The 16,293-nt window shown below is 74.7% G+C and carries 18 protein-coding genes; 13 read left to right on the top strand and 5 right to left on the bottom strand.

Going from position 1 to position 16,293, the window contains the following annotated elements; translation table 11 throughout:
* The first annotated feature begins 56 nt into the window (after positions 1 to 56).
* Both RM844_RS08800 and RM844_RS08795 read left to right on the top strand, forming a co-directional pair.
* Positions 57 to 638, top strand: a complete 582-nt coding sequence (locus tag RM844_RS08800) for an NUDIX hydrolase (RefSeq protein WP_311666410.1) — start codon at positions 57 to 59, stop codon at positions 636 to 638.
* Between the two features lie 295 nt (positions 639 to 933).
* Positions 934 to 1,413, top strand: a complete 480-nt coding sequence (locus tag RM844_RS08795; protein WP_311666409.1) for a GNAT family N-acetyltransferase — start codon at positions 934 to 936, stop codon at positions 1,411 to 1,413.
* An 87-nt stretch (positions 1,414 to 1,500) separates the two neighbouring features.
* Here RM844_RS08795 and RM844_RS08790 read toward each other — a convergent pair whose 3' ends face one another.
* Positions 1,501 to 2,310, bottom strand: a complete 810-nt coding sequence (locus RM844_RS08790; protein ID WP_311666408.1) for an aminoglycoside phosphotransferase family protein — start codon at positions 2,308 to 2,310, stop codon at positions 1,501 to 1,503.
* 232 nt (positions 2,311 to 2,542) lie between these two features.
* On the opposite strand from RM844_RS08790, the gene RM844_RS08785 reads away from it, so the two are divergent.
* Positions 2,543 to 3,799, top strand: a complete 1,257-nt coding sequence (locus tag RM844_RS08785) for a serine hydrolase domain-containing protein (RefSeq protein WP_311666407.1) — start codon at positions 2,543 to 2,545, stop codon at positions 3,797 to 3,799.
* Between the two features lie 267 nt (positions 3,800 to 4,066).
* On the opposite strand, the gene RM844_RS08780 is transcribed toward RM844_RS08785, so the two are convergent.
* A complete protein-coding gene (locus RM844_RS08780) occupies positions 4,067 to 5,212 on the bottom strand; it encodes a glutathione-independent formaldehyde dehydrogenase (protein WP_311666406.1) in 1,146 nt (381 codons plus the stop codon).
* A gap of 101 nt (positions 5,213 to 5,313) precedes the next feature.
* Between RM844_RS08780 and RM844_RS08775 the strand changes: the two genes are divergently transcribed.
* The 8 genes from RM844_RS08775 (at position 5,314) to RM844_RS08740 (ending at position 12,162) form a co-directional block, all read left to right on the top strand.
* Positions 5,314 to 5,853, top strand: a complete 540-nt coding sequence (locus RM844_RS08775; protein WP_311666405.1) for a GNAT family N-acetyltransferase — start codon at positions 5,314 to 5,316, stop codon at positions 5,851 to 5,853.
* Between the two features lie 66 nt (positions 5,854 to 5,919).
* A complete protein-coding gene (locus RM844_RS08770) occupies positions 5,920 to 6,684 on the top strand; it encodes a TetR family transcriptional regulator (RefSeq protein WP_394814462.1) in 765 nt (254 codons plus the stop codon).
* A 76-nt stretch (positions 6,685 to 6,760) separates the two neighbouring features.
* The gene (locus tag RM844_RS08765) at positions 6,761 to 7,729 is read left to right on the top strand and encodes an HpcH/HpaI aldolase/citrate lyase family protein (protein WP_311666404.1); all 969 of its coding nucleotides are present in this window, start codon (positions 6,761 to 6,763) and stop codon (positions 7,727 to 7,729) included.
* Between the two features lie 774 nt (positions 7,730 to 8,503).
* A complete protein-coding gene (locus tag RM844_RS08760; RefSeq protein WP_311666403.1) occupies positions 8,504 to 9,151 on the top strand; it encodes a phosphatidylserine decarboxylase in 648 nt (215 codons plus the stop codon).
* On the top strand, positions 9,138 to 9,995 hold the full coding sequence (gene pssA, locus RM844_RS08755; RefSeq protein ID WP_311666402.1) for a CDP-diacylglycerol--serine O-phosphatidyltransferase: 858 nt from the start codon (positions 9,138 to 9,140) through the stop codon (positions 9,993 to 9,995). The genes RM844_RS08760 and pssA overlap by 14 nt, the downstream gene beginning before the upstream one ends.
* 145 nt (positions 9,996 to 10,140) lie before the next feature.
* Positions 10,141 to 10,788, top strand: a complete 648-nt coding sequence (locus RM844_RS08750) for an MBL fold metallo-hydrolase (protein ID WP_311666401.1) — start codon at positions 10,141 to 10,143, stop codon at positions 10,786 to 10,788.
* A gap of 64 nt (positions 10,789 to 10,852) precedes the next feature.
* Positions 10,853 to 11,641 carry an exodeoxyribonuclease III gene (locus tag RM844_RS08745; RefSeq protein WP_311666400.1) on the top strand — a complete coding sequence of 263 codons (789 nt, stop codon included), beginning with the start codon at positions 10,853 to 10,855 and terminating at the stop codon, positions 11,639 to 11,641.
* Positions 11,642 to 11,742: 101 nt separating this feature from the next.
* Positions 11,743 to 12,162: a DUF6278 family protein gene (locus tag RM844_RS08740; protein WP_311666399.1), complete on the top strand. Its 420-nt coding sequence runs from the start codon at positions 11,743 to 11,745 to the stop codon at positions 12,160 to 12,162.
* 50 nt (positions 12,163 to 12,212) lie between these two features.
* Here RM844_RS08740 and RM844_RS08735 read toward each other — a convergent pair whose 3' ends face one another.
* The 3 genes from RM844_RS08735 to RM844_RS08725 form a co-directional block, all read right to left on the bottom strand.
* A complete protein-coding gene (locus RM844_RS08735; RefSeq protein WP_311666398.1) occupies positions 12,213 to 12,977 on the bottom strand; it encodes a GntR family transcriptional regulator in 765 nt (254 codons plus the stop codon).
* A gap of 66 nt (positions 12,978 to 13,043) precedes the next feature.
* Positions 13,044 to 13,784: a hypothetical protein gene (locus tag RM844_RS08730; RefSeq protein ID WP_311666397.1), complete on the bottom strand. Its 741-nt coding sequence runs from the start codon at positions 13,782 to 13,784 to the stop codon at positions 13,044 to 13,046.
* 113 nt (positions 13,785 to 13,897) lie between these two features.
* Positions 13,898 to 15,025, bottom strand: a complete 1,128-nt coding sequence (locus tag RM844_RS08725; RefSeq protein WP_394814461.1) for a helix-turn-helix transcriptional regulator — start codon at positions 15,023 to 15,025, stop codon at positions 13,898 to 13,900.
* 107 nt (positions 15,026 to 15,132) lie between these two features.
* Between RM844_RS08725 and RM844_RS08720 the strand changes: the two genes are divergently transcribed.
* Together RM844_RS08720 and RM844_RS08715 are read left to right on the top strand one after the other, a co-directional pair.
* Positions 15,133 to 15,666, top strand: a complete 534-nt coding sequence (locus RM844_RS08720) for a DUF3224 domain-containing protein (RefSeq protein WP_311666395.1) — start codon at positions 15,133 to 15,135, stop codon at positions 15,664 to 15,666.
* Positions 15,667 to 15,752: 86 nt separating this feature from the next.
* On the top strand, positions 15,753 to 16,259 hold the full coding sequence (locus RM844_RS08715) for a general stress protein (RefSeq protein ID WP_311666394.1): 507 nt from the start codon (positions 15,753 to 15,755) through the stop codon (positions 16,257 to 16,259).
* Positions 16,260 to 16,293: the final 34 nt, after the last annotated feature.

Below are 16,293 nucleotides of genomic sequence, written 5' to 3'. Positions count from 1 at the left end.
CGGGCCCCGCCTGCCACACTGGACACCCCCGCCCCCTGATCCCTGGAGGCCCCCGCATGACCCACCCGCCGACCGAGCCCCCGGCCACCCCGGAGGCCGACGCCGGCCACCCCCACCGACCCGACCCCGACCCGGCCCGCACCCCCCGGCGCGCCGCCCGGATCGCCGTGCTCGACCCGACGGGCGCGATCTTCCTCTTCCGCTACGACAACGAGGAGGTCGGCGTGCACTGGTCGATGCCCGGCGGCGGACTCGACCCCGGCGAGTCACCCCGCGAGGGCGCGCTGCGCGAACTGCGCGAGGAGACCGGCTGGTCCGACCTCACCCCGGGCCGCCTGCTGTGCACCTGGGAGCACGACTACACCCGGGTCGGCGTGCCGGTCCGCCAGCACGAGCACATCTACCTGGCCAACGGCCCCCGCCGCGACCTCGGCCCGGGCCTGGCCGCCGCCCACGCCGAGGACGGCATCCTGGCCTGGCGCTGGTGGACCCCGGCCGAACTCGGCGCCACCACCGAGGCGTTGTGGCCCCCCACCCTCGCCACCCTGCTGGCCGAACGCGCCCACACCGGCCCGGTCCACCTGGGCTACGTCCCCAACAGCCCCCGCACCGACACCGACACCACGGAACCCGGCTGACACCCGTCCCGGCCGGCCGACGCGCGGGAGGGGGCTTCTCCCCGGCCAGGTCGCCCGTCCACCGCTGGCCACGGCCGTCCGACGCCCGGAGGGCCGCCCCGGGACAGCGGTGACCAGGACGCCGAGCGAGCTCGGCTTCCGGTGAACGCCGGGGCGCCCGGCCCGCTCGCCCATCGGCCGGGCCACACCTCGGTGGCACGGCGGGGGTTCCGGTGGTGGAACGGTGGCCCTGCGGCCTTGTCACCAGCCTGCTATCCGCTGGCCGTTTCCCGCGCCGCGGGGCGACAATCCCGCTGTGGCCGAGACCAGGGTGAACGTGGAACTGCTGGCGGACCGTCCCGAGTTCGTCGAACCGCTGGCGGCGCTCCGGTTCCGGGAGTGGGGGCCCGAACCAGGGCGCGAACGGCTCGCGGACTACGTCACGGTCACGGCTGGTGAGGCCGGCCGGGAGGGCCTCCCGGTCACCTGGGTGGCATCGGCCCGTGCGGCCCTGGTCGGTGGCGTCGGCCTCGCCGCGCGGGACCTTCCGCAGCGACGCGACCGCGGTCCCTGGATCGTGGGCGCCGTGGTCGCCGCCGACCATCGACGGTCCGGAGTCGGCAGACTGCTGCTGGCCCAACTGGAGCGGCACGCCGCCCACCTGGCGGCGGCCAGGGTCTACGTGGCTACCGGCGGCGACGCCGTCGCCTTCTACCAGGCCTGCGGCTGGGCGGTCGACGAGCGCGTGCCCACCGGCCCCGACGAGCACGCGACGGTGCTCAGCAAGGCGCTGTGAACACCGGACGGTCACACCTGAGGGGCCGGCCGGCACCCGCACGGCCGGCGCGCGGGGAGCCCGCCGGCACGCCCCACCGCCCCGCCGTCACTCCAGCAGATGGCGGTGGGCGCGGGTCCAGGCGGTGCGGTGGGTGAGTTCGGTCAGGTGGCCGTCGGCGAGCCAGTCGGCCTGGGGCTGGTGGCCGGCCGCCGCCAGTTGGCGGACCAGCGCCACGGTCCGTTCCTGGGCGTCGATGATCGCGTCGACCAGTCCCTCCGTCGTGTCCAGGCCGTACGCTTCCGCGAACACCTCGATCCGGCGCCGGCGGTCGGGCGGCTTTGGGTACGCCAGCCAGCGCAGGCACTCGGCGTCGTCCCTGGCGGGTGCCGCGTACTCCAGCGCGTAGCCGATGTCGTGCCGTGGGTCGGCGGGGCGGGCGTAGTCCCAGTCGAGCAGGCCGACCGGCCGGCCGCCCCGCCAGACCACGTTCCAGGGGCCGAAGTCCCCGTGGCAGACCAACTGTCGTGGGCCGCGCCCGGTGCTGCCGTCACACCAGGCGAGGTCGGGTGCCGGGTGGAAGTCGGCCACCGCGCGGTGGTAGTCCCGCAGCAGCCGGGCGAAGGCGCGCAACCCGTCGTCGGGGACGATCCGCGCCCAACCGGCCGGCCCGGCCTCGCCGGCCAGGTAGCCCAGCGTCTCCCGCCCGACCGCGTCGGCGCCCAACGCCCGTGGGGCGTACCGGAACCCGACCGTCTCCAGGTGGCGCAGCAGCGCCCGCACGGCCGGGGTCCAGGGCTGCGCCGGCCGCCGGACTGTGGCGCCGACCCGCTCGATCCTGCGGTGCGGAGTGTCCTGCAACACCTCGGCCCCGCCCGCCACTTCACCGTCGCCCGGTGCCGGCTCCCGTTCCGTCACGGCCCCGAGCGTGCCGCACCGGGGCGGGACCCGGCCACCGGGTTTCGCCACACCGGGCCCTCGGCGGCCGGCGGTTGACGCCCGGACCGCTACGGAACGCCCCCGGTGGGCTAGGGGGGTTAGCCCCACCCGGGGTGACCGGCGCGCACCATGGGCCGGGGCGCGGCCCGTTCCTACCGTGGACGTTGACCGGAACGACCGGGGCGGGGCGCCCCGGCCGAGGCGACCAAGGGTGGAAGGCGGAAAGCTGATGGTGCTGTTCGGCGGGCGGCTGACCAGGGCGTGGCTCTACACGGCGGGGGTCGGCCTGTTGGCCACCGGCGCGGCGATGGTGGTGGCGCCGAACGGGTCCGCGTTCGGCCTCGCGGCGGGTGGCCAGGAAGCGACGGAGCGGTCACGGCTGCAAAGGGACGCCGACGAGGTGGCGGCGGCCGGCGCCACCGGCCTGGTGGTCGCGGTGGACGGCGCGGACGGCGGCCACCGCCGGGCGCGGGCCGGCGAGGCCGAGGTGGGCACCGGCACCCCGGTGCCCTGGCAGCCGTACTACCGGATCGGCAGCGACAGCAAGACCTTCACCTCGGTCGTGCTCCTGCAACTCGTGGACGAGGGCGAGGTGTCGCTCTCCGACACGGTGGAGCACTGGCTGCCAGGCGTGGTGGCCGGCGCGGGCAACGACGGCTCCCGGATCACCGTGGAGAACCTGCTGCGGCACACCAGCGGGCTGGCCAACTACACCGACATCCTCTTCGACCTGGAGACCTTCACGCCGGAGTTCTACCAGGACGACCGGTTCACCGTGCGGTCGCCGCGGGAGCAGGTGGCCCTCGCCATGACCCGGGCGCCCGGCTGGCTGCCGGACGCGGCGGACCCGGCCGGCGAGACCCGGTGGAGCTACTCCAACACCAACTACCTGCTGGCTGGCATGATCATCGAGCGGATCACCGGGCACACCTGGGAGCGGGAGGTGCACGAGCGGATCATCGAACCGCTGGGCCTGACCCGCACCATCTCCCCCGGCAGCTCCGTCTACGTGCCCGAGCCGACCGCCCACGGCTACCTCCAGTTCCCCGGCGAGGAGGAACTGACCGACACCACACTGGTGGTGGGCGGCGGCGCGGACGGCGGACTGCTGAGCACGCCGTCCGACATGAACACCTTCCTGCGCGCGGTGCTGGACGGCACCCTGCTCTCTCCCGAGCGGGTGGCCGACCTGCAACGGACCGTGCCCGCACCGGACTTCGGGCCGGGCGCCGAGTACGGCCTCGGGCTGGTCAGCGCGCCGCGCTGCGGCTCGGACGAGCCGCCGCTGTGGTTCCACGGCGGGACCTCGTTCGGCACCGTCTCGGAGGGCGCGGTCACCGCGGACGGCTCGGCGGCGGCCAGCGCCGCGATCTTCACACTGCGCCTGGGCGACCTGGAGCGGCAGGAGGCGCAGGACGAGGCCACCCGCGCGATGATCGACCACGCCCTGTGTGACGACGGGCGCTGACCGAGCGGGCGGGGTGACGGCGAGGGCGGGGGCGACCACCCGCCGGCGCGGCAGGCCCGGCGCGCGCGGGCCCAGGGCGCGGCAGCGGGCGCCAACCACCCGGCGGCGTGCGCCCGGGCGCACGAGAGGGCCAGGAGCGCTGGTAGCGGGGGCAGGGCGGGTGGAACGCGGCGCGCGCCCCGCACACGGGTAGGCGCGGGGGCGACGGCTCACGGAAGGAACTACGGCCGTCGCCGCCCGCGCCGCTCGGGAGGGCGGGCGCGCCGCTCAGGCGGCGGCCATCGCCGGCTTCAGCAGCACCTTGGTCCAGCCCGGGTCGCGCTTGTCGAAGTGCTCGTACGCCTGAGGCGCCTCGGCCAGCGGCAGCCGGTGCGAGACCACGAAACTGGGCGTGGCCCGGCCGGCGATGATCATGTCCCGCAGCTGCCGGTTGTACTGCTTGACGTTGGCCTGTCCGGTGCCCATCCGCAGGCCCTTCTCGAAGAACTTGCCGATGCGGACCAGCAGTTCGCCGTGCCGGGCGCTCTCGCTCGGGCCGCCGGGGTCGGCCGGCACGTAGAGCCCGACCACCCCCAGCGCCCCGGTCGGGCGCACCGCCTCGATCAGCGTGTTGAGCACGATGGCCGGCTGCTCCTCGCCCTCCTGGACGGTGGCCTGGTAACCGACCGCGTCGATGCCCTTGTCGGTGCCCTCGCCGCCGGTCTGGTCCTTGATCTGCGCGGCCGCGTCGGCCTTGCTGTAGTCGATCGGGACCGCCCCGATCCGTTCCGCGAGGGCCAGCCGGTCGGGCTGCCGGTCCACCACGAACACCCGCGACGCACCGCGCAGTTGGGCCGAGTAGGCGGCCATCAGGCCGACCGGCCCGGCGCCGAAGACGCAGACCGTCTCGCCGGGGCTCACCCCGGCCAGCTCGGTGGCGTGGTAGCCGGTCGGGAAGATGTCGGCGAGCAGCGCGAAGTCGTCCTCGTGCTGCTCGCCGGGGGGCAGCGTCAGGCAGTTGAAGTCGGCGAACGGCACGCGCAGGTACTCGGCCTGGCCGCCCCGGTAGGGGCCCATCGACACGTAGCCGTAGGCGCCGCCCGCGAAGCCCTCGTTCACCGTCAGGCAGAAGCCGGTCTTGCCGGCCAGGCAGTTCTTGCAGAAGCCGCAGCCCACGTTGAACGGCAGCACGACCCGGTCGCCCTTCTTGATCCGGGCGACGCCGGGGCCGACCTCCTCGACCACCCCCATGTTCTCGTGGCCGAAGACGATGCCCGACTCGGCGCCGGTGCGGCCCTCGTACATGTGCAGGTCGGACCCGCAGATGGCGCTGGTCGTGATCCGGATGACCACGTCGTTGGGGTCCTCGATCCGCGCGTCCGGCACGTCCTCAACCGTCACGGAATAGGGCTCGTGGTAAACGACCGCCTTCACAGCTACCTCCCGGCACGCGCGTTCTGCTCCTTTTAGGGCGCTTTGCTCCACCGTAGTGGCCCCCCACCGGCTCCGCGACCCGACTCGTTACCCTCGGACCCGTGAACGCCACGACCCGCGCGATGACGCGCGCGGACATCGGGCCGGTCGCCGCCCTGCGCACCACGGGCTGGCGCACCGCCTACCGGGGCCTGCTCCCGGACGAACTGCTCGACGGGCTGTCCCCGGCCGCCTACGCCGCCTGGCTCGCCGGCCTGCCGTCACTGGCCGGGCACTTCGTCGCCCTCGACGGCGCGGGCGCCGTCACCGGCTGGGCGTCGGCCGGCGCCTACCACCCGGAACCGACCCTGGACGAAGCCGATGTACCGGATCCCGACGGCGAGTTGTACGCGCTCTACGTCCAACCGGACAACCAGCGTTCCGGACTCGGCCGCGCCCTGCTCGCCGAGAGCCGCGCCTGGCTGGCCGCCCACGGGTACCGGCGGCTGCGGCTGTGGGTGCTGGACGGCAACCTGCCGGCGCTCGCGTTCTACGCGGCCGCGGGGCTGGCGCCCGACGGCGGCCGGCGCGGCGAGCGGATCGGCGACCGCTGGGTGACCGAGCTGCGCTGCGCTGGCGCCGTCGCCGCCGGGCCCGGCTGACCGACGGGCACCGGCCGACCGGTGGCCAGCGAGCGCGCCGACGCCCCCATGCAGTACGTTCCCTGCATGGCTCGCCCGGTGAAGTCGGCACGTACGCAGCACTCCTCCCAGCGGCGCAAGGTCCGCCGCGACCTCGCGGCCGCCGCGCTGGAGTTGTTCGCCACCAAGGGGTACGAGGCGACCACGGTGGACGAGATCGCCGCCACCGCCGGGGTCGCCCGGCGCACCTTCTTCCGGCACTTCAGGTCCAAGGAGGAGGCGATCTTCCCGGACCACGACGACACCCTGGTCCGGGTGGAGGCCGTGCTGGTGGACGCGCCGCCCCAGGAGCACCCGATCGACACCGTGTGCCGGGGGATCAAGGAGGTCATGCGGATGTACGCCGCCTCCCCCTCGCTCTCGGTGGCCCGCTACCGCCTGACCCGGGAGGTGCCGGCGCTGCGGGAGCGGGAGATCGCCTCCGTCTCCCGGTACGAACGGCTCTTCACCCGCTACCTGTTGGCCCGCTACGACGAGCACTCGCACCTGGGCGACGAGCCGTTGCTGGCCGAGGTCGCCGCCTCGGCCGTGGTCACCGCGCACAACCACGTGCTGCGCCGCTGGCTGCGCCGGGACGGGCAGGGCGACATGGAGGCGGCGCTGGACCACGCCTTCACCATCGTCCGGCGGGCCTTCGGGGAGCTGCCGTCCGGCGCCTCGACGCCGCCGGCGGCGGCCCCGGCCGCGACGGTGGCCGGCAGCGGGGACGTACTGGTCACGGTGGCCAGGACGGACGCCCCGCTGAGCGAGGTGATGGCGGCGATCGAGCAGGCGCTCCAGCGGCGGGGGTGAGCCCGCCGGGCGCGGGCCGCGTCGTATCGTCAACGGGTCAGCCGCCCCGCCCGTTCCCGGCCCTGAGGACCTTCCGATGACCGACGCCGCCCAGTCCGCCCCGCGGCCGCGCCGCTCCTGCCTCGCGGTGCCAGGCAGCAACCCGCGCTTCCTGGAGAAGGCCCAGCAACTCCCCGCCGACATGGTCTTCCTCGACCTGGAGGACGCCTGCGCCCCGGCCGCCAAGGAGGACGCCCGCGCCCTGGTGGTGCGGGCGCTCAACGAGGGCGACTGGGGCGACCGGACGCGCGTGGTGCGGGTCAACGACTGGACCACGCACTGGACCTACCGCGACGTGATCACCGTGGTCGAGGGCGCCGGCGACCGGCTGGACTGCCTGCTGCTGCCCAAGGTGCAGGACGCCCAACAGGTGGTGGCGCTGGACCTGTTGCTGACCCAGATCGAGCGCACGGTGGGCCTGCCGGTGGGCCGGATCGGCATCGAGGCCCAGGTGGAGAACGCCCGGGGGCTGCTCAACGTGGAGGCCATCGCGGCGGCCTCGCCCCGGATGGAGACCCTGGTCTTCGGGCCGGCCGACTTCATGGCCTCGATCGCGATGCGCACCCTGGTGGTCGGCGAGCAGCCGCCCGGCTACCCGGCGGACGCCTACCACCACATCCTGATGCGCATCCTGCTGGCGGCCCGCGCGCACGGTCTCCAGGCGATCGACGGCCCCTACCTGCAGATCCGCAACCCGGACGGCTTCCGGGAGGCGGCCCGCCGCTCGGCGGCGCTCGGCTTCGACGGGAAGTGGGTGCTGCACCCGACCCAGATCGAGGCGGCCAACGAGATCTACGCGCCCTCGCAGGCGGACTACGACCACGCCGAGCTGATCCTGGACGCCTACACGCACGCCACCTCGGTGGCGGGCGGGGCGCGGGGCGCGGTGATGTTGGGCGAGGAGATGATCGACGAGGCCAGCCGGAAGATGGCGCTGGTGGTGGCCGGCCAGGGCCGGGCCGCCGGGCTGCGGCGGACCTCCGTCTTCACCCCGCCCGAGGGCTGAGCGGCGCGCGCCGCCCCGGCCCGCCGGGAGCGGTCGCGGGGCCCGGGAGCGGGACCGGTCGCCGGGGCCGGGAGCGGTCGCCGGAGCCGGGGCCGGCCGCTGAAGCCGGGGCCGGGATCGGCCGGTGCACGCCAGCCGCACATTCCGGCCATTTCGGGGACTTTCTCGCCGGGGCGCGCCCGGCAACGTGTTTTTTACCCGATGATGGCGCGCCACCCCGCCCCGAACCGGGCCGCGACCGCCCCGGACCGGCGGGCCGGCGGCCCGGCCGGGGGCCCCGATGACGGGTTCCGGCCATTTCCGGCCGGGAGGGTGGAGTTCGCCGCCCGGCGGTCGGCCCGGCGCTCGCCGTCCCCCCGCCCGGCTCCCACCACCCCCCGGAGGGACCCGCCACGACCAGCGGAAAGACGGGTTCGGCCGGACCCGACCCGAGGCCCGACCGACGGCCACCAGCCGGCCCCCGGCCCGGCCGCACACGGCCCCACCCACCCCACCGGCCACCCGCCGCCGGCGTGACCGCCCCCGCACACTGGGCGACCACGGGCTGCGGCACCGGACGCGACCGAGCGCGGAGGCACCGCGACGGACGGTGAGGCCGGCCGGAGGGCCTGAGACGTATATCCCTTTCATCCGCCCACGGAACGGCGCCCGCCGGCCGCCGGATCGGCCCGACAAGCCCGCTGGCTTGCCGAGTTACCGCCGAGTGCCGATAGCATCGGTCCTAAGCCGCTTCGTTTCTGACAGGTGCGGCGCTCACCGCTACGAAGGTCTCTCATGCCTCACCGCTCTTCCTCTCTGCCCAGCGGCCGGGTACGTCTGGCCCGAGGGGCCTCCGCCTGGTTGCTCCCCACCGTCGCCACCGCCGCCGTCAGCCTGGCCAAGGCGCGTGGCTCCGCCCGCTGGGCGGCGGTGGCCGTGCCGAGCACCGCGCTGGCCGCCGGCATGCTGTGGTTCTTCCGGGACCCGGAGCGGGAGATCGGCCAGGGCCGGGTGATCTCCCCCGCGGACGGGGTGGTGCAGAGCATCATGGAGTGGCCGGACGGCCGGACCCGGGTGGCGATCTTCATGAGCCCGCTCAACGTCCACGTCAACCGCGCGCCGGTCGCCGGCACGGTGGCCTCCGTCCAGCACATCCCGGGGGGCTACGTTCCCGCCTTCGACAAGGAGAGCGAGAACAACGAGCGGGTGGTGTGGCGCTTCGACAGTGAGTTGGGCGACCTGGAGATGGTCCAGATCGCCGGTGCGGTGGCCCGCCGGATCGTGCCGTACGTGCCGCAGGGCTGCAAGGTCGAGCAGGGTGAGCGGATCGGCCTGATCCGCTTCGGCTCCCGGGTCGATGTCTATCTGCCCGAGGGTGTCGAGCCGGCCGTCGAGGTCGGCCAACGTACGACGGCGGGAGTGACACGTCTTGACCGTGATTGACCGCAAGTCCGCGCGGCGCTGGGCGGAGACCGAGACGGACGGTGACGTCGACGACGACGGCATGCCGCTGTCCATGCGGCTGTCGATAGCGGACACCCTGACCCTGCTGAACGCCACCTGCGGCTTCCTCGCCGTCTACTTCACCACCACCGGCGTGCTGATCCCGCACCTGACCAACAGCGGGGACGCCGGGGTGGTCCGCAACAACGCGGCCACCGCCGTGCTGCTGATGTTGCTCGCCTCGGTCTTCGATCTCTGCGACGGGCTGGTCGCGCGCAAGCTGCGGTCCTCGCCGATGGGCGCGGAGCTGGACAACCTCTCCGACCTGATCAGTTTCGGTCTGGCTCCGGCCTACTTCGTGCTGGTCTGGGGCATGGTGGTGGGGGACGTCCACGAGCCGCTCTCCGCGTTCGCCGCCACGGTGGTGCTGCTGGCGGTGGTGCTGCGGCTGGCGAGATTCTCCTGCGTGACCATGCCGGACGGCGTCTTCCAGGGGATGCCCAGCCCGTTCGGCGCGCTCACCGTGGTCTCCATCGTGCTGCTGGAACTGCCCTTCACGCCGACCCTGCTGGCGATCATGGGGGTGGCCTGGCTGATGGTGAGCCGGGTCGAGTACCCGAAGCCGCGCGGCACGCTGGCGGTGGCCATGCTCTCCTGGATCGTGCTCAGCATGACGCTGCTCACCGCCTGGGCCTTCGACGCGCCCGGCGGGCTGCTGATGCTCCAGACCGCCTGCTCGCTCCAGCTGGTGCTGGGCGCGGTGATCCCGCTCTTCGCGATGGTCCGCCGGGTCTACGCGTTCCGCGACAACCGCCGGGAGGCGCGGGCCGGCGCGCACTCCTGACCGCCCGCCCCGTCCCGGCCCCGCCCTCCTCCCGACCCCACGGCCCCCCGGCCGACCGCGTCCGCCCCCGCTGGCCGCGTCGACCGCCGGGCCGTGGGGTCGGCGCGCTCCGGCGGCTGTCAGTGGGCCGATGCACAATGGCCGCATGGAGTTGACCAAGAAAGGCCACGCGTGCGTGCGGCTCACCGACGGGGAGCGCACCCTGGTGATCGATCCGGGGGCGTTCAGCGAGCCGGACGCGGCGGTGGGCGCCGCCGCCGTCCTGATCACCCACGAGCATCCCGACCACTTCGACGAGGGCCGGCTGCGGGCCGCCCTGGCGGCCGACCCCGGCCTGGTGGTGTACGCCCCGCGCGGCGTGGCCGAGCAGCTGGCCCCGGGCTTCCCCGGGCGGGTGCGGGTGGTCGGCCGGGGGGACGCCCTGGAGGTGGCCGGCTTCCGGGTCGAGGTGCACGGCGAGCTGCACGCGGTGATCCACCCGGACCTGCCGCGCATCGCCAACGTCGGGTATCTGGTCGATGACACGCTGTTCCACCCCGGGGACGCCCTCACCGTCCCGGACCGCCCGGTGAGCACGCTGCTGGTGCCGCTGGCCGCCCCCTGGTGCAAGTTCTCCGAGACGGTCGACTACGTGCGCGAGGTCGCCCCGCGCCGGGCCTACCCGGTGCACGACAGTCTGCTCTCCGAGCCCGGCCTCGCCGTCTACGGGCGGAACATGGGCCCGCAGGGCCCCGGGCTCGGCGAGGTCGAGTACGCCAGGCTGGCCCCCGGCGAGTCCGTCGTCCTGCCCTGAGCCGGCCCACCCCCGCCGCGCCCCGATTCCCCTCCGTACCTCCGCAGCCACCCGAGAGAGCCCCATGCGCATCGCCACCTGGAACGTCAACTCGATCACCGTGCGGCTGGAGCGGCTGCTCGCCTGGCTGGAGCGCAGCCAGACCGACGTGCTCTGCCTTCAGGAGCTGAAGTGCGACGCCGCCGCCTTCCCCACCGCGGCGCTGCGCGCGGCCGGCTACGAGGCGGCGGTGCACGCCGACGGCCGGTGGAACGGCGTGGCGGTGCTCTCCCGGGTCGGCCTGACGGACGTGGTCCAGGGCCTGGCGGGCGGCCCCGCGTTCAACGGCTCGGCCGAGCCGCGCGCGGTCGCGGCCAGCTGCGGCGGGGTGCGCGTCTGGTCGGTCTACGTGCCCAACGGCCGCGAGGTGGGGCATCCGCACTTCGCCTACAAGCTGGCCTGGCTCTCCGCCCTGCGCGAGACGGTGGCCGCGGACGCGGCGGGCGGCACGCCGTTCGCCGTGCTGGGCGACTTCAACGTGGCCCCCACGGACCACGACGTGTGGGACATCGCGGAGTTCGAGGGCGCGACGCACGTGACGGAGGCGGAGCGCACGGCGCTGGCCGAGCTGCGGGGCGTCGGCCTGGCGGACGTGCTGCCGCGCCCGCTGAAGTACGAACGGCCGTTCAGCTACTGGGACTACCGGCAGCTGTGCTTCCCGAAGAACCGGGGCATGCGGATCGACCTGGTCTACGGCAACGCCCCGTTCGTCGCCGCCGTCTCGGACGCCTACGTGGACCGGGACGAGCGCAAGGGCAAGGGTGCCTCGGACCACGCGCCGGTGGTGGTCGATCTGGCGGTGGCCGCTGGCTGATCGGCCCGACCGGGCGTCAAGTGGCCGGCCGGGGGTGCCGGTTGTGGCGCGGACCGCGCGCCGCGGCCGGGGTTTCGGGCCCGAGGTGCGACCCTGGGGCCATGAACATCCCTTTCCTGGACAACTGGCGCAAGCGGCCCGCCGCGACCGACGCCTGGCCGGACTCCGAAGGGGTGGCGGAGCTGCTCTCCGAGTGCGAGTTGCTGCGGGACCGCGCGCGACGGGCGGGACTGGTGCTGGGCGACTCCCCCGTCTCCCTGGAGGCGTTGGACCAGCTGGCCCCCCGGTGGCGGGACGACCCCGAGGAGTTGCCCCGGCTGGCCAACGACGCGGGCCTCTATCTCGGCTCGGTGATGGTGCGTTCGCTGCCGGGGGCCCGCTGGGGGCCGGGCCCGGACGGCCGGCCGGTGGTGGTGCTGGCCTCCGGCCGGCGGGTGGACGTGGCCGAGGTCGGCCGGCAGTGGGCGGAGGCGGGGGCGCCTGAGCTGTCCCAGGTCTACGCCGAGGTGGCCGAGGTCTGACCGGCCCGCGCCGGCCCGGCGGCCGCCGGGCCGGCCGGCCTCCCCGGGCCTCAACCGCCGAAGGAGATGGCGTACTCCAGGCGCCAACGGTCCCCGGGGACCACCATGTCGGAGGTCTCCACGGCGCGGTCGTCCGCGTCGTAGTGGGTCCGCTCCACCGCCGTCACGCACTGGCCGGGCGAGCAGCCGAGGGCCTCGGCCTCGGCGCCGGTCGCCGGCCGGGAGCCGACCACCTCGCGGGCCCGCACCACCCGCACCCCGATGGCGGCGAACCGGCCGCGCACCCCGCGCCTGGCGTAGGGCCCGCGCTCCGGGTAGGCCACGTCGGTGCCCTCGGTCAGCGCCAACGGCTCCCAGCTGGTCGCCAGTTGCAGCGGCCGGCGGTCGGCCAGGTACTCGTACTGGGTGCACATCACCCGGTCGCCCTGGGGCACCCCTAGCCGCTCGGCGATCCCGGGCGGCGCGACCGTCGCCGTCGAGACGGCCTCCCAGGAGATCTCCGGCTGGTCGGCCAACTCCCCGACCAGGGCGGCGACTCCGGCCGCCAGCGGCGAGTCGACCGTGTCGGTGGAGCGCAGCAGCGTGCCGATCGGGGCCCGGTCGCTGACGAAGACGCCACGCCCGAACTGCCCGATGGCGTACCCGGCCGCCTTGAGCACCCGGACCGCGCGGTCCACCGTCTGGTCGCTGGCCCCGTAGGACCGCTTCAGCTCGGCCCGGGAGGGGATGCGCGCCCCCACCGGGAGGGCACCCTCGTCGACCTGGCGGCGCAGGTCGTCCGCGATGCGCTGGTACATCGGCCGGCTGTCGCCCATCCAGGAACTCCCTTCGGTGGGACACGAGGCGTACGTATCCGCCCGCACAGGCTACGTCACACCGTGTCAGAGTTCCTTACTGGTGGTGAACCCCGATGGCTCGACGGTGGCAGCCTTGCTGACATCGGCGACCAGTTCGACCACATCCGCGCCATATGCCTGGGAGTTGACGACCTTCAGGAGCAGGCAGAAAGTTCCGGTCGAGCCGTGCTTCCTGGCCAGCTTCGGGTAGTTACGGGCCAGATAGCGGGTGGCGGCCTGGTGGGTGACCGACCGCTGGCCGCAGGCCAGGAAGACGGGCCGCTCCCGGTCCCCCGCCATCAGCCGGGCGAGCAGCACGTACTCGGTCACGCCGGCGTCGAGCCGGTAGCTCTCCTCGCCGATCTCGAAGGCCCAACGGTCCGGCCCTTCGGTCTCGGTGCGGACCCGGACGCCGGGCAGCAGCCCGGCCAGGTGGGCGGCGGAACGCCGGTTGGCGACCGGGCCGCCGAGGCAGAACTCGGTGCGGTCACCGAAGCCCTGCTTGGCGTTCTCGCCCGAGGTGAGCTGGGGGACGGCCCCGCAGTTCCGGACCACGGCGGCCAACTCCATCAGGCCCAGCACGTCGTTGCGGGCCACCATGCCCTCGGCGGTGGCGTCGCGGCTGACCACCAGCAGGCACTCGGAGTTGTCCGGCAGCCCGAAGAAGCGCTGCTGTCGGCGTCTGGCCCGGGCGGCCAGCCGGCCGTGCAGCACCCCGCCGAGCACCAGCGCGAGCAGGGCGGTGGCGGACACCGCTATCAGCAGCAGGCGGGCGTCGTCATCCATGGCCGGGAATCTACCGGCGCGAAGCGAGGCGCACGAGCCCCGCAGCGCGGCCTACCAACCAGAGTGACCGGCGGACAACCGGCGCACGAAGCCCCGCGCACGCCCCCGACGGCCTAGGTCGGGTGGCCATCGGCGGGGGCGCCCGCGGGGTCGTCGGCGTAGCGGTCGGCGAGGCCGCGCACCGCCGTGGCGACGGCGGCACGGAGCGCGGGCGGCCCGAGGACCTCGGCGTCCGGGCCCAGCCGCAGCAGGTCGCCGACGGCGATCGCGGTGGTCTCGACGGCCAGGTGGACGGTCGTCCAGCCGTCCTGGTCGGCGGGGTCGGCGGCGGCCAGCGCCTCGGCGCCGGCCGCCCCGAAGAACATCGGCAGCAGCCGCGCGGCGCGTGGGGCGAGCCGCAGGCACGCCACCTCGCGGAACCGGTCGGCCGACAGCCGCCGGGTGAACTCGGCCCAGTAGGCGGCCAGATCGAAGTCGGCCGGCCGCTCGAAGCGCTCCGCGCCGAGCCGGACCGCGCCGAACCTGGCGGCCCGGTAGCTGCGGAGCGGGCCGGACCCGGCCTCCTCCGCAGCCGCCCCCTCGCCGGTGCTCGTCCGACCGGTCGCCGTTCCCCCCGTCGCCGCTGCCCCGGTCGTCATTGCCCTCGTAGCCGCCTCGGTCGCGGCCGGACGGCGCTCCGCCACCACGTACCAGATGCCGCCCTTGAGGACCAGGCCCAGCGGCCACAGCTCGCGGGCGCCGGCCGCGCGCCATCCCCGGTAGTGGGCGTGCACCGGCCGTTGCTCCCAGACCGCCCGGGCCAGCACGGCCAGCTGGGGCACGGACTCGTGCTCCCGGAACCAGCCGTGCGCGTCCAGGTGGAAGCGCTCGGCGACGCGTTCCGCGCGGCCGGCCGACTCGGCCGGCAGGGCGGCCCGCACCTTCAGGCTGGCCGCCGCCAGCTCCGCGTCCAATCCCAACGCGCGGGCCGCTGCCGGGACTCCGGCGAGGAAGAGCGACTCGGCCTCGGCGTCGGTGAGCCCGGTGAGCCGGGTTCGGTAGCCGTGTAGCAGCCGGTAGCCACCGGCCGGCCCCCGGTCCGCGTAGACCGGCACCCCGGCGGCGGCCAGCGCCTCGACGTCGCGGTAGACGGTGCGCACCGAGACCTCCAGCTCGCGCGCCAGCTCCGGCGCGGTCAACCGGCCCCGGTTCTGGAGCAGCAGCAGGAGGGAGAGCAGACGGTCAGCACGCATGCGGACCATTCTCGTTCGATTCGTTTCGGTACCTGACAGAGGATGTCAGGTACGGGGTCGAGGGTGGTGCCCGCACGGCATGGAACGGTCATGCCACCAACCCCAGGAGCGCCACCGTGCCCACCCGTCCCACCCACCCGCACGCCCACGAGCAGGCCACGACCGGCACGACGGCCGAGACCACGACCGAGAGCACGACCGGGGCCACCCGACGGGCGGTCGGCACCTTCGGCTTCGCCGACTGGCGGGAGCGCCCGCTCGGCCCCGAAGCCACCGAGGACACCGAGGACGCCAAGGGGACCAGGCTGGCCCACGCCTCGGTGCGCAACAGCTTCTCGGGCGACATCGAGGCGGCCGACACGCTCTGTGAGTACACCGTCGCGTACACCCCCGAGGGGACCGGCGGCTTCGCCGGCCTCGAACTGGTGACCGGCACGCTGGCCGGCCTGGCCGGCGCCTTCGTTCTGGAGGAACGCGGCACCTTCACCGAGCACGGGACGGTGGACTGCGCCTTCACCGTGGTGCCCGGCTCCGGGACCGGGGCGCTGACCGGACTGGCCGGCACCGGCTCGTTCGTCCACCGGCCCGGGCAGCGGGCCGTGCCCTACACCTTCGACTACTCGCTGCCCGGGGACGGCCGGGCGAGCTAGTCGGGTCGGGGCACCGAGGCCGGGTAGCCGAGCCGCCGCTGGGTACTCGGGGCGTCGGGGACGCAGCGCGAGAGGAGAGTCACCCGATGTCGCGGATGTCGTATTTCCAGCAGGTGCCAGCGGAGGAGGCCAGCGCCGCGGCCGGCCGGCCCGTGGTGGGTTCCTACCCCGACTACCCCGGTGCCCAGCGCGCGGTGGACTTCCTCTCCGACGACCAGTTCCCGGTGGAGCGGACCGCCATCGTGGGCACCGACCTGCGCATGGTGGAGACGGTGCTGGGCCGGCTGACCCGGGGCCGGGCGGCCGGCGCCGGGGCGGGCGCCGGCGCCTGGTTCGGTCTGCTGGTGGGTCTGCTGCTGTCGCTCTTCGCCGAGGGCGGGGCCGGCGTGCTGCTGCTGATCTTCTCCGGAGTGCTCTACGGCGCGGTCTTCGGCGCCGTCTTCGGCTTCGTCGGACACGCGATGACCGGCGGGCAGCGGGACTTCGCCTCCCGCAGCCGGATCGTCGCGGCCCACTACGACGTGGTCGCCGACCAGGAGGTCGCCGAGGACGCCAGGAACCGGCTGATCAAGCTGGGCTGGCGGGAGAGTTGACCGCCGGCCCGCGCCGCCCCCGCCGGGGCCACGG

The organism is Streptomyces chisholmiae (assembly GCF_031845445.1).
GTDB classification, from domain to species: domain Bacteria; phylum Actinomycetota; class Actinomycetes; order Streptomycetales; family Streptomycetaceae; genus Streptomyces; species Streptomyces chisholmiae.
This window is presented reverse-complemented; position numbering and strand designations above follow the sequence as displayed.